Consider the following 13,523-nt stretch of genomic DNA (forward strand, 5'->3'; position numbering starts at 1 on the left):
GGGCTTTTTTATCACTTCCAATGCATTATTTCTTTTTAAAGAGATAAATTTGATACTGCGCTTGCAACTCAAATTGTTCATTTTTTTCTAGAGCTTCTCGACGCTCAGCTTTGACTTTATAGGCATAAGGTGTCATTGCAATTAAGTTTTTGAGATCCTGCTGAGAAAGTGACATTTTCGCTTGTACCACTTGCTCACTTTCCAGTTCAAAATCATTCGCCAGTTGTTCCACAAATTTATGCGGTTCATGTAGTTTTACTTCTTCAAACAGGGCTTCACGCATTGCATAAAGATGCTCTGGCGCAGGTGTAACCACCATCAAGTGCCCCTCAGGCTTTAACACACGAAGGATTTCTTCTTGAGGAATAGGACTAAATAAACTCGTACACAAGTCAATCGAATGATCTAATATAGGTAAGGTCGCCCCTGTCCCAACCACCCAAGTCACCTCTTTATTCAGTTTAGCGGCCACTTGTACTGCATTTTTAGCGATATCGACACCCACACACTGTAATACTTCAGCTTGCATCGCATTGGTGTAATAGCCTTCACCACAGCCAATATCCAACAAGTTTTCAACCCGCAATTTTTGAATCAATGCCACCACAGCCTGTTGCAAAGGTGCATAGTGACCTGCACTCAAAAACGCACGGCGCGCCTGTACAGATTCTGGCGTATCACCCGGGTTTTTACTGTGTTTATGTTGAACCACGTGTAAATTGACATAGCCTTGTTTTGCAACATCATAGCTATGATTATTTTCACAGCGCCATGTCCGCTCTGTGAGTTTTAATGCTTCACGGCATACAGGACACATCAACAGGTTCATCATTTACTCCACTATATTTTTGAAATAAAAAAACCGGCATCTGTGGGAGCAAATGCCGGTTTCGTTTATATATTTGCTTAACGTAATTTTAAAGTCATTAGACCCAAAACTACCAGCATAATCGTGATAATCCAAAAACGAATCACCACCTGAGTTTCACGCCATCCCTTTTTCTCATAGTGATGGTGCAGCGGTGCCATTAAGAATACACGCTTATTCCGCATACGCAGTGAGCCAATTTGCAAGAAAACAGAAATAGCTTCAACCACAAAGACACCGCCCATAATGGCAAAAACGATTTCTTGACGAACCATGACTGCGATCGTACCGAGCATCGCACCTAGAGATAAGGCCCCGACATCACCCATAAACACTTGAGCTGGATGCGCGTTAAACCATAAGAATGCCAAACCAGCACCGATCATTGCCGCACAGATCACGACAAGTTCAGATGCGTATTTCACATAAGGGATATGTAAATAATCGGCAAAACGAACATCACCAGCCAGATAAGCAAACACACCTAAACCAGCGGCAACCAGAACAATTGGCATAATTGCTAGGCCATCTAAACCATCGGTTAAGTTCACAGCATTAGATGCGCCGTTAATCACCAAATAAGTAAAGACAATAAAGCCAATACCGAGTGGAATAATAGACAATGGAATGCTAATTTCTTTAAAGAATGGAATCAGCAGATCCAACATATTTGAGGTATGTACTGGGTTTGCTTGCTGTGTCGCAATCACATAAAGTGCAATACCGGCGCCTAACGATGCCACAGAAGTCCAAAAGAATTTCTTCTTCGCAGGTAGACCGGCATTGTCTTTATAACGGATTTTAATCCAGTCATCGGCCCAGCCAACAGCACCAAAGATCACCATCACGCCAAGTACAATCCATACATAAGGGTTTGAAAGATCGGCCCAAAGTAAGGTTGAAATCCCAATAGACAGTAAAATCAACACACCGCCCATAGTCGGTGTGCCCATTTTTTTGGCATGATTTTCAGGTGCAAATGAACTGACTGCCTGACCATATTTGAGAGCTTGCAATTTGCGGATCATCACAGGTCCAAGCAACAGACCAATGGCCAATGCCGTTAAGACACTGAGTAGTGAACGAAGCGTTAAATAACGAACAACCTGAAACGAGCTGTGATAACCCGCAAGCTGCTCAAATAACCATAACAGCATTAAAGTTTCTCCATCAATTCAGCCATCAAAGTTTCCATGTGGGTATAACGAGAACCTTTAAACAGGAAACTCATGGACTGAGGCTGATGTGTTTTGACTAGACTAATTAATAACGGTAAAGCCTGTTCTTGAGTAAGAAAGGCCTGTAATTTTTTACCATATTGTGTACTGCGCGCGCCTTCTTGCACAGCAGGTGAAAACTCACCGACAGCAACGACAAATTGAAGACCAGAGTGTGATACAAGATCACGTCCTAACATGTAGTGCTGCTGTGCAGCAGATGAACCTAACTCACCAATATCCCCAATGACCATGACTTTGATGCCATCTTGCTGCGCAAGTACATCAGCAGCAGCACGCATTGAGGTTGGATTTGCATTGTAAGTATCATCAATAAACAAATAATCTTTGTGTTGAATAAAGTTTAGACGGCCTTTGGCACCTGTCGCATGTTCAAGCCCCACAACGATATCATCTAAACTCACACCAATCGACAACGCGAAAGCTGCGGCTGCAGTGGCATTTTGCACATTATGTTCACCAGCAAATGGCAGTTGAACAGGACGTGCACCTTGTGGCGTATTTAAGATAAAACGTGAAGATTGAGCCTGAAGCTCCGTCTCAGTCGCAAAGACATCCCCGCCCTGACCAAAACTCATTACTTGCTCAGTTTGCACCGCTTGACGAATGGCATCTGTAAAATCATCTGCCGAAGGGACAATCGAAGTTCCTGTTTTCGCTATATGTGCATAAATTTCAGACTTGGCACGACAGATGCCATCACGCCCACCAAATTCACCCATATGAGCGGTGCCAATATTTAAAATTCCGGCAACCTGAGGCTGTACCAAATTTGAGGTGTAATCAATTTCACCTTTATGACTGGCACCAAGCTCCATCACGGCATACTGATGTTCTGGACGCAACTCAAGTAACATCATCGGCACACCAAGGTCATTATTTAAATTACCGCGCGTAATTAATGTTGGTGCAAGACGAGAAAGGATACTCCCGAGCATCTCTTTCGTCGTAGTTTTACCACTGCTTCCTGTCAAGGCAATTACTTTTAAAGCTGGGTTTTGGGCACGACGAAATGCACCCAAATGCCCAAGCGCCAAACGTGTATCTGCAACCACCAACTGACAAATATCCACATCGACCGGATGACTAACGATGGCAATTTCACAACCCTTTTCAGCCACTTGAGCAAGGAAATCATGCGCATCAAAGCGTTCACCTTTCAGGGCAAGAAAAGCGTCACCTTGCTCTGCATGACGTGAGTCGGTCAAAATTCGTTTTACAGAACCTGTCGGCGCTTGATTATTATGCCAGTGACCTTGTGTCGCTTGAACCAACTGTTCGGCAGTCCATGGTTCTAACGGAACCGTACTGGTCGTTGAAGTATGCATATCTGTTTCCTATTGCGCTGGATAAGCCGAGTCAGTGTTGTGATGCTGGGAATCAATCGCTGATTTCACTTCCACCACATCATCAAACCAATGTCGAACACCATCAATTTCTTGATAGTTTTCATGGCCTTTACCAGCAATCACCACAATATCACCCGCTTGCGCATGGTTGACTGCGAATTTAATCGCTTCACGGCGGTCATGGATTTCATGGACAGTTTTTTCAGTAAAATCAATACCAGCCTTCATATCTGCAAAAATTTGTTCTGGGTTTTCAGTACGTGGATTATCCGAGGTAATCAACGCAACATCTGCATGGTTTAATGCCGCTTGTGTCATCAATGGACGCTTACCACGGTCACGATCACCACCACAGCCAAACACCGCCCATAACTGTTGCGATACATGACGTTTTAAGGTCTGTAACACTTGAACTAAAGCATCTGGTGTATGTGCATAATCCACCACAAACAGGCGTTCATCATCACGAATCACTTGCATACGACCCGGTGCACCTTTTAACTCGGGCGCAGTTGCGATCAAGGCAGATAAGTCAAAACCTGCTTGCTCCGCTGAAATTAAGCTCGCCACAATATTTTCAATATTGAAGTGTCCCAATAATGGACTTTGCACCACAAATTCAGCTTGAGCAGTACGCAATTTAAATTGTGCGCCCGTTAAGCTGTATTGAATATCCGTCACTTGATAATCCGCAGCCTGACGCGTTGAATAAGTCAAAATTTTAGGCTGAGCCGGATTTTGGCGTGCGGCATTCAGCATCACTTCTGCATGTTCATCATCGAGATTGATGACTGCAACTTTGAGCGATGGAAACTGAAACAAACGTGATTTCGCTTCAGCATAGGCTTCAAGGGTTTTATGATAATCCAAATGGTCACGACTTAAATTGCTATAAGCGGCAATTTCAATTGCACAGCCATTTAATCGACCTTGTTCTAAGCCATGCGAACTTGCCTCAATGGCAGCAAACTCTGCACCCTCAAGCGCATAGGCATGCAATGCATTTTGCATATGTAACGCATCTAAAGTGGTGTGAGAAGAGGCTTCTAAATTCGGTAAAATTCCATTACCAGTGGTTCCCATCACTGCACATTTTTTGCCTTGCAGCATGAGTAATTCAGCGATTAAACGAGAGATCGTGGTTTTACCATTGGTACCCGTCACTGCCAAAATTCGTGCAGCTTGAGCTGGTTGAGTCGCCTGTAAATATTGCTTTTGCCACTGCCCCATCAATTGACGCACATCCGCGATCACGACACTTTGATCCAAGCCCAAATCAGTTTCTGAAATGACAGCCAACGCGCCATTCTCTAACGCTGCACGTGCAAATTGTGCTGTTTTTTCAGGTTGCGAAAACGAAGTCAGGGCAATAAATATTTGCCCTGCTGTAACTTTGCGACTATCCAGATTGAAGCCCTGAAAGGATTGCGACATCCATTCAGCGGGCTGTTCAACGGTGTATAGATCTTGAAACGTAATTTTCATTCATCACCTATTACTGGATCTTAGGAGTGTCTAAAGGTTTATCTAATGGTACGTTCATTAAACGTAAAGATTCTTGCATTACACGAGCGAAAACTGGTGCAGCCACCAGACCACCGTAATACTGACCTGTCGGGTTTTCCACTACAACAATCATGGCCAAACGTGGATCACTCACTGGTGCAACACCGGCAAAGAGTGCTCGATATTCTGAAGTCGAATAGCCTTTACGGTCTGCACGTAATTTATGTGCTGTACCAGTTTTACCCGCCACGCGATAACCCGGAATATTGGCTTGACGTGCCGTACCACCCGGCAAGGTCACTGCTTCCATCATTAAAAGCACTTGATCAGCAATTTTAGGGTCAACCATCTGCTCACCTTTCGGCTTTTCCTCAAGCTTGTACAAGCTCAGTGGCATTTTGACGCCCTTATTGGCAATCATGGCATAAGCATCAGCCAGTTGAAGCACTGTAGCGTTCAAACCATAACCATAAGCCATGGTCGCTACTTCTGACACATTCCATTTACTCTTCGGCAAAATCAGACCAGCACTTTCGCCGGGGAATTTCACCGCTGAACGTTGACCAAAGCCAAGACGTTGATAGAACGTTGGTAATGTTTCATAAGGGAGAGATAAAGCGATTTTTGCCACACCGACGTTAGACGATTTTTGAATAATGCCGCCCAAAGTCAGAGGGCCATAGTTATGCGTATCTCGGATAGTATGATTCCCTACACGCATAGAACCGGGTGTGGTATTTACAACGGTATTTGCCGTGTATTTACCGCTTTCCAATGCCATTGCCACGGTCAATGGCTTCATGGTTGAACCTGGCTCAAAGGAGTCAATCGCACCACGGTTACGCATAGCATCTTTATTTAAGACACCTTTTTTATCATTCGGGTTGTACGACGGCCAAGACGTCATCGCTAAAATTTCACCTGTTTTGACATCCACGGCAATCGCGGTTGCAGAACGTGCGTTATTGGCTACGCCGGCTGCAGTCAACTCACGATACATAATGTATTGCAAACGTGAATCAATACTCAGCGTGATATTTTCACCCGACTCAACCTCTTTCACGATCTCAGGGTCTTTAACGCGGTTGCCTTTTTTATCTCGGACAATTTGCTGCGCACCATCTACGCCTGCAAGACGTTCATTCAATTGCATCTCTAAACCTTCGATGCCCATACCCTCACTATTGGTTAAACCAATAATTTGTGAGTTTGGCTGAGGCTGTGGATAGTAGCGCTTATAGTTTTTCTCGGTATATACCCCCTGAAAGTCACGTTTCATGATCAATTCAGCTTGTTGTGGTGGCACTTCTTTCTTTAAAACTAAATAACGTGAACGTGGACGCTCATTCATTTTGCGTCTCAATTCAGCACGATCCATCCCTACAGCATCAGCGAGTTCATCTAAATTCAGATTTTTATCTGGTAATTGACGTTTTAACTTACGATTGTTTGGATCTTTAGCCAATTCGGCCGTAATTTCTTCAAAGAGTTTTTTATTGTCAAAATAATCACGTGGATCGATCACGATTTTCATGATCGGAGTACTAATGGCTAAAGGAACACCGTGACGGTCATAGATTACACCGCGCATGGCTTTTAAGGTTTCAGTTCTTAAAATTTTGGCATTGGCTTTATTTTGTAAAAAGTCTTTGTTGATGATTTGTACATAAAAAGCCCGCCCGACCAATGCAATAAAGCACAGTAAAACCACTGCCCACATCAAGTGATAGCGCCACATCTCCACCGAAATGGCTGTACGACCAGTAACAGACTGCTGTTTTTTACGTGGAATTTGTTTGTTTCTCTTTTCAACCATGTGACCGGCAGCCTATTTTTTCTGTTCAGGAGTTTGTGGCAATGAAATAACAACGGTTTGTGCAATAGGAGGCGAATACATCCGTAATTGGGTAACTGCACGTGTCCCAATTTGGGCTGTTGCACCAAAAGTTTGTTGTTCGATCAGCAAACGTCCCCATTCTGCATTGAGGTCATCCCTTTCACGCATATAGGTACTCAATTGACGATAATCTTGGCGATATTCAAAGACTTGAAACACCACCATAATCGCACTCACAAAAACCAAGAGCAATAAAATGCCGTATGTAATGATTTTCTTCGACTGCGATTGATCAGAGTTTTTTTCGATTGCTTCGGTTTTCATTCTTTGCCTTTTAAGCTAAACGCTCTGCCACACGAAGCCAAGCACTACGAGATCGTGGATTGGCTTTAACTTCTTCTTCACTTGCTTTAATTCGTGACACTTTTTTTAAGCGGCGGGTATCTTCGCGTTTTTGTGGCAAACCCCAGCCTGTGTCTTCTGCAAGTGTAGATTCTTTTTGAATAAATTGTTTAATTAAACGATCCTCTAAAGAGTGGAAACTGATCACTGCCAGAGTGCCTTCAGGTTTCAGCATCTCCACCGCTTGAGGTAAGAAAATATCAATATCGTCGAGTTCTTTGTTAATAGCAATACGAATTGCTTGGAAAGTTCGTGTCGCTGCATGTTTATTTTTTTCCCATTTAGGGTGGGCAACTTTCACGATTTCGGCCAATTGAGCTGTGGTTTCAATATACCCTGCCGCTTTAATCGCTTTGGCAATACGGCGGCTATAACGCTCTTCACCATATTTAAAAATAATATTGGCCAAATCTTCTTCTTCAATATCAACCAACCACTCTGCGGCTGTTGGACCTTGTGAATTGTCCATACGCATATCGAGTGGACCATCTTTCATAAAGCTAAAGCCACGCTCTGCTTGATCTAGCTGCGGAGATGACACCCCTAAATCCGCCATAATACCGTCTACCAAGTCGACACCACGACTACGCAGTTCCTCTTTTAAATCGGCAAAACTAGCGTGAATGATTTTAAAACGCGCATCTTCTTGTTCTAATTCTGCTGCAACTGCCAACGCTTGCGGGTCTTTATCAAAGGCATAAACACGTGCGTTTTCATCTAATTTAGACAGTAATAAACGCGTATGACCACCACGCCCAAATGTGCCATCTACGAAAATTCCTGTATTGCGATCTGCCAGTAAAGCATCAACAGTTTCATGAAGTAATACAGAAATATGCGACATAAGGGTTCGTTCAACACAGCTAAAAATGTAACTGCACATTATTACCTTGTTTTAGCAAAGCTCCAAACGTCTTTTTGTACAGAAATATTACTTTCTATAGAGAAAACCGTTTTTATTTTTTGCCATCCATTAAAAAACCTCCCGAAGGAGGTCTTTGAACATCTCAAATCCTAGATTTCGATGTATTAGCGCTTGTTATTGTAGATCTGATCGAAGATCGCACCATTCACAAAATGTGTTTGTTGTGCTTTTGCCCAGCCACCAAAGACTTCATCAATAGTAAAAGTTTTTAAAGGTGGGAACTGAGTTTTATATTTTGCTAAAACTGCTGCATTACGTGGACGATAGAAATGACGAGCTGCCATCTCTTGACCTAATGGAGAATAAAGATAATTGATATAGCCTTGAGCTAACCATTTATTACCATTTTTATCGACAGTTTTGTCTACGATTGCCACTGAAGGCTCAGTCAAAATCGACATCGATGGATATACGATATCAAATTTGTTTTTACCCAAAGTTTTTTGCGTAACTAAAGCTTCGTTTTCCCAAGTCAATAACACATCACCGATGCCTCGTTCAGCAAAAGTAGTCATCGATGCACGTGCCGCAGAGTCCATCACTTTTACGTTATGGTACATCTTACCCACGAAATCTTTGGCTTTCGCTTCATTACCACCCGGCTGTTTCAAAGCATAACCCCAAGCTGACAAGTAAACCCAACGTGGGAGACCGCCAGTTTTCGGGTTCGGGGTAATAATTTGTACGCCCGGCTTGGTTAAATCAGACCAATCTTTAATATGTTTCGGGTTGCCCTTACGCACCATGAAGACAATCGTTGACGTATATGGCGCTGAGTTATGTGGAAACTCTTTTTGCCATCCCGGCTGAATCTGTCCAGACTTCACAATTTCTTCGATGTCATTGGCCAAGGCCAAAGTCACGACATCACCTTTTAAACCGTCAACCACAGAACGGGCTTGTTTACCTGAGCCACCGTGTGATTGTTTAAATGCGACCGTTTTACCCGTACGCTCTTTCCAATATGCACCAAATGACTTATTAAATTCGTCATAAAATTCACGCGTTGCATCATAAGAAACGTTTAAAAATTCACGATCAGCGGCCTGAGCAGACGCTGAGAAAGCAACACCAGTGGCAAGCAACGCAGCACTGAGCCACGCCTTAAATTGAGTTTTCATAACAGCCAGCATAAAGTTATATTCAATACTGCTAAATATATGAAATAAAGTCATAAATCGCAATTGCAGCAAGTTTAGACCCTTTACTAGATACAGCTAACGCAGCGAATTTAATTGTTTGTTTTTCATATTAAAATACACAAAAACAATCTACTTATTCCCTATATATAGATTTTTATGCATTACATATGCAAAAAACGGATAACCCCAATTATCCGTTTTTACACCAATCAACTTTATTTGCAGACTTACTCTTTATTCTTTTCACTATAGATTTGATCGAAAATCGCACCATTCACAAAATGTGTTTTTTGCGCTTTTGCCCAACCTCCAAACATTTTATCAATGGTAAAGGTTTGAACTTTCGGGAATTGAGCAGCGTACTTTGCAGTGGCTTTTGCATCGCGAGGGCGGAAGAAATATTTGCCTGCTAGCTCTTGGCCCTTAGGTGAATATAGATAGTTCAAATAACCCTTCGCTAAATTTCGATTACCATTTTTATCGACGGTTTTATCTACCACAGCCACCGAAGGTTCAGCTAAAATCGAAATAGAAGGATAAACAATGTCATATTTATCTTTGCCTAGGCCCTGAGTCGCTAATAGTGCCTCATTTTCCCAAGACAATAAGACATCTCCAATGCCGCGCTCAGCAAAGGTCGTGAGTGAACCACGTGCGCCTGAATCCAAAACTTTGACATTGCTATAGAGTTTTTTCACCAATTCTTTGGCTTTGGCATCATTGCCACCCGGTTGTTTTAAAGCATATCCCCAAGCTGATAAATAGATCCAACGCGGTGCCCCACCTGTTTTTGGATTTGGCGTAATAATTTCAACGCCCGGTTTGGTCAGGTCATTCCAATCTTTAATTTTTTTCGGGTTGCCCTTACGCACCAAAAATACGATGGTTGAGGTATACGGAGCAGAATTATGTGGAAATTGTTTTTGCCAATTTTTATTGATTTGTCCGGTCGCCACAATTTCATCAATATCGTTGGCCAATGCCAAAGTGACAACGTCTGCTTGCAAACCTGTTGCCACTGCACGAGCTTGTTTGCCAGAGCCACCGTGAGATTGTTTAAAATTAATCTCTTGTCCTGTACGCTTTTTCCAATATTGTCCAAATTCTTGGTTATATTCCTGATAAAACTCACGTGTTGGATCATATGAGACATTTAAGAAATCTTTTGCGGCATACACCTGTACCGCTACCCCACCCAACAATGCGAAAATGCCCGATGCTATTATTTTTTTCATCTGCTCAAACTCAAATTGATCTTGAGAGCACTATATAAATCAAAAATAACTTTAGCAATCAGCTATCTATAATATAAATTCAAATCTATTTCTGTTTTAAAGATATCTAAAAATAACGTATTTAAAGCTTTAATTCTGCTAATACAGCAACAATCAGAAGCGATCTCCATGCTATCTTCATAGTTGTTTGCTAAAACATCCGAAAATCTGGAGAAAACAGTCTATTTAGGTAATCCTAGTACAGACTTTTTTAGTTTTTTTGTAAAAATTGTGACGTAGTTCTACTTTTTAATTACGAAAGATGGTTAAATCGTAGTCTAAATATTAAAACTATTTTGCAAATAAAAAGTTCCATCACCAAAACTAGGGGGAGATTTGGACATGAAATTTTCATACGCATTATGCCTAGGCTTAAGTTTAAGTGTGACTGCACAGACTGGTTTTTGTGCTGCAACCAGCACCGCATCGAATAATAAACTTACGATGCCTGCTGAACGTACCTCATTGATCGAAAAAGCGATTAATCAGCAAAAATCTGAAGGTAAAGGCCGTACAGACGATAATTTAAAAGTACTTACGTCTATTAAAGCTGCACCGACTCAAAGTTTCTTTGCATCACAAAACCAAAGTTTTTCTCGTTTTGTTCAAGCCATTTTTTCTGGTAGCAACTCATAACGACATCAGCATACTGATGCTGTCCAAGCTATTGTTTTAGACGAGTTCCCCTACTGTCGTCTAAAAAATACTAAAAAACGCCTGATCATTCAATGTTGAATTAAGCATTAAGTGATCAGGCTTTTTCGTTATAATAGATCCCAATTTACATTCTGATTAAAAGCTGATTATGACTGTTCGTACTCGTATCGCACCTTCTCCTACTGGTTTCCCGCATGTTGGGACTGCTTATATTGCATTGTTTAACTTATGTTTTGCGAAGCAACATGGCGGTGAATTTATTCTTCGTATTGAAGATACAGACCAACTGCGCTCTACCCCAGAATCTGAGAAAATGATTTTAGATTCATTGCGTTGGTTAGGTTTGAACTGGTCAGAAGGTCCAGATGTGGGTGGCCCTCATGCGCCATACCGTCAATCTGAACGTATGGACATTTATAAACAATATGCTTTGGAACTGGTTGAAAAAGGCCATGCATTCTACTGCTTCGCAACAGCAGAAGAACTCGATCAAATGCGTGCGGAACAACAAGCGCGTGGTGAATCACCGCGTTATGACGGTCGTGGCTTAAAACACACTCCAGAAGAAGTGGCAGAGCGTTTGGCTGCTGGTGAACCGCATGTTATTCGAATGAAAGTGCCTGAAGAAGGGATTTGTAAATTTAACGACTTACTGCGTGGTGAAGTCGAAATTCCTTGGGCGCAAGTCGACATGCAAATTCTACTGAAAACCGATGGTTTACCGACGTATCACTTGGCAAACGTGGTTGATGACCATTTAATGGAAATCACTCACGTAATTCGTGGTGAAGAATGGATTCCATCTGCGCCTAAACACCAATTATTGTACAAATATTTTGGTTGGGACATGCCTGTACTTTGCCACATGCCGCTGTTACGTAACCCAGATAAATCAAAACTGTCTAAACGTAAAAACCCAACGTCAATTAACTACTACAAAGACATCGGCGTTTTACCTGAAGCATTATTGAACTATTTAGGCCGTATGGGCTGGTCAATGCCGGATGAAAGTGAAAAATTCACTTTGGCTGAAATGATTGAACACTTTGACATTCAACGTGTATCACTAGGCGGTCCAATCTTTGATGTTGAAAAGCTAAACTGGTTAAATGGTCAATGGATTAAAGGTTTAACACCAGGTCAATTGCTCGACACCCTGCTGGCTTGGAAATCAGATCGTAATACCTTGGAAGAAATTGCTGCTGCGATTCAACCGCGTATTAATTTATTATCTGAAGCAGTGAATTGGGCAGGTTTTTATTTCAACCAATTCCCAACACTCAGCAAAGAACAGTTTGAAAGCAAAAGATTGACTGAAGAACAAGTGCGTCAAAGCCTTCAATTTGCCATTTGGCGTCTAGAAAGCATATTCACTTGGAACAATGACACCGTCAGCCAAACGCTTATGGATTTGGCGAACCAAATGGACATTAAACTTCGTGACTTCATGCCAACCTTCTTTATTGCAATTGCTGGTTCGACATCTTCGACACCGGTTATGCAATCGATGGTAACCATTGGTCCTGATTTAACCTTTGCTCGCTTACGTCATGCACTTGAAATTGTGGGCGGCCCGAGTAAAAAAGAAACAAAAGCATGGGAAAAACTCAATGAAAGCCTAAAACTGCCGAAAAATGATGCAGTTGATGAAGCTTAATTGATTTTTTAGTTGACGGATGGGCGTTATCCCCCTAATATAGCGCCCATACCGAGAGATGGTGTCAACCAACTCTAAGTTGCCTCAAATTGTCCCTATCGTCTAGAGGCCTAGGACATCGCCCTTTCACGGCGGTAACCGGGGTTCGAATCCCCGTAGGGACGCCATATTCAAGGTGATGCAAATCATCTTATAAAAAGCCCAAGCATTATGACTTGGGTTTTTTATTGCCTAAATTTTATCTGATTTAAATTTACGGTATTTTTGCTTTCTGCGTCATTCTGATTAAAATAAACCATAGATTAAAATTATGGAGTTGCAATGCAATACCGTTGCCCAAAATGTCAAAGCCCTAAAATTATGCCCCTTGCGCAAGCAGGCCAGCCTGTTGCTCGTCCTGTCGTGCCTAAGAGCCTGATTATCCTCATCCCTGCGGTATTTATTCTTTTACTGTTGGTGATTATCAGCATCGCAATGTGGATTTTTGGTGACGGTGCAGGCACTACATTACAAACTGCGACTGTTGTTGTATTTATTGCTTGCTTGATTGCTGGCTTCATGTTCTATCGCGACCTGCCAGATTTCAAAATTTCAATGCAAGGTTTTATGCAATCACAGAAAAAATGGAAATGCCGCGAATGTAATCATGAGTGGGAAATCTAAGCCGG

Annotated in this window: 12 protein-coding genes and 1 tRNA gene; 4 read left to right on the top strand and 9 right to left on the bottom strand. The window is 42.1% G+C overall.

What is annotated here, in order from left to right; genetic code table 11:
* Positions 1 to 25 precede the first annotated feature (25 nt).
* The 9 genes from FTU13_RS04125 to FTU13_RS04165 all read right to left on the bottom strand — a co-directional run bounded on the left by FTU13_RS04125 (position 26) and on the right by FTU13_RS04165 (position 10,502).
* Complete coding sequence (locus tag FTU13_RS04125) at positions 26 to 829, bottom strand: putative RNA methyltransferase (protein ID WP_180126932.1); 804 nt, start codon at positions 827 to 829, stop codon at positions 26 to 28.
* 77 nt (positions 830 to 906) lie between these two features.
* Positions 907 to 2,025, bottom strand: a complete 1,119-nt coding sequence (gene mraY / locus FTU13_RS04130; RefSeq protein WP_078189386.1) for a phospho-N-acetylmuramoyl-pentapeptide-transferase — start codon at positions 2,023 to 2,025, stop codon at positions 907 to 909.
* On the bottom strand, positions 2,025 to 3,434 hold the full coding sequence (gene murF, locus FTU13_RS04135) for a UDP-N-acetylmuramoyl-tripeptide--D-alanyl-D-alanine ligase (RefSeq protein WP_180126934.1): 1,410 nt from the start codon (positions 3,432 to 3,434) through the stop codon (positions 2,025 to 2,027). The genes mraY and murF overlap by 1 nt, the downstream gene beginning before the upstream one ends.
* A 9-nt stretch (positions 3,435 to 3,443) precedes the next feature.
* A complete protein-coding gene (locus FTU13_RS04140; protein WP_180126936.1) occupies positions 3,444 to 4,940 on the bottom strand; it encodes a UDP-N-acetylmuramoyl-L-alanyl-D-glutamate--2,6-diaminopimelate ligase in 1,497 nt (498 codons plus the stop codon).
* A 10-nt stretch (positions 4,941 to 4,950) separates the two neighbouring features.
* A complete protein-coding gene (ftsI, locus tag FTU13_RS04145) occupies positions 4,951 to 6,777 on the bottom strand; it encodes a penicillin-binding protein PBP3 (RefSeq protein ID WP_180126938.1) in 1,827 nt (608 codons plus the stop codon).
* Positions 6,778 to 6,789: 12 nt separating this feature from the next.
* On the bottom strand, positions 6,790 to 7,122 hold the full coding sequence (ftsL, locus tag FTU13_RS04150) for a cell division protein FtsL (protein WP_078189390.1): 333 nt from the start codon (positions 7,120 to 7,122) through the stop codon (positions 6,790 to 6,792).
* A 10-nt stretch (positions 7,123 to 7,132) separates the two neighbouring features.
* Positions 7,133 to 8,044, bottom strand: coding sequence for a 16S rRNA (cytosine(1402)-N(4))-methyltransferase RsmH (gene rsmH / locus FTU13_RS04155; protein ID WP_180126940.1), 912 nt, complete (start codon positions 8,042 to 8,044; stop codon positions 7,133 to 7,135).
* Positions 8,045 to 8,229: 185 nt separating this feature from the next.
* Positions 8,230 to 9,246, bottom strand: a complete 1,017-nt coding sequence (locus FTU13_RS04160) for a sulfate ABC transporter substrate-binding protein (RefSeq protein WP_078192855.1) — start codon at positions 9,244 to 9,246, stop codon at positions 8,230 to 8,232.
* A gap of 248 nt (positions 9,247 to 9,494) precedes the next feature.
* Positions 9,495 to 10,502, bottom strand: a complete 1,008-nt coding sequence (locus tag FTU13_RS04165; protein ID WP_180126942.1) for a sulfate ABC transporter substrate-binding protein — start codon at positions 10,500 to 10,502, stop codon at positions 9,495 to 9,497.
* 381 nt (positions 10,503 to 10,883) lie between these two features.
* Here FTU13_RS04165 and FTU13_RS04170 point away from each other — a divergent pair, with 381 nt between their 5' ends.
* The 4 genes from FTU13_RS04170 (at position 10,884) to FTU13_RS04185 (ending at position 13,518) form a co-directional block, all read left to right on the top strand.
* The gene (locus FTU13_RS04170; RefSeq protein ID WP_078192541.1) at positions 10,884 to 11,177 is read left to right on the top strand and encodes a hypothetical protein; all 294 of its coding nucleotides are present in this window, start codon (positions 10,884 to 10,886) and stop codon (positions 11,175 to 11,177) included.
* A 169-nt stretch (positions 11,178 to 11,346) separates the two neighbouring features.
* Complete coding sequence (gene gltX / locus FTU13_RS04175; protein WP_180126944.1) at positions 11,347 to 12,855, top strand: glutamate--tRNA ligase; 1,509 nt, start codon at positions 11,347 to 11,349, stop codon at positions 12,853 to 12,855.
* A gap of 91 nt (positions 12,856 to 12,946) precedes the next feature.
* Positions 12,947 to 13,022, top strand: a tRNA-Glu gene (locus FTU13_RS04180).
* A gap of 154 nt (positions 13,023 to 13,176) precedes the next feature.
* Positions 13,177 to 13,518 carry a hypothetical protein gene (locus tag FTU13_RS04185; RefSeq protein WP_078189395.1) on the top strand — a complete coding sequence of 114 codons (342 nt, stop codon included), beginning with the start codon at positions 13,177 to 13,179 and terminating at the stop codon, positions 13,516 to 13,518.
* Positions 13,519 to 13,523 lie beyond the last annotated feature (5 nt).

The sequence above is a fragment of the Acinetobacter sp. YH12064 genome (assembly GCF_013419735.1).
Taxonomy (GTDB): Bacteria; Pseudomonadota; Gammaproteobacteria; order Pseudomonadales; family Moraxellaceae; genus Acinetobacter; species Acinetobacter amyesii.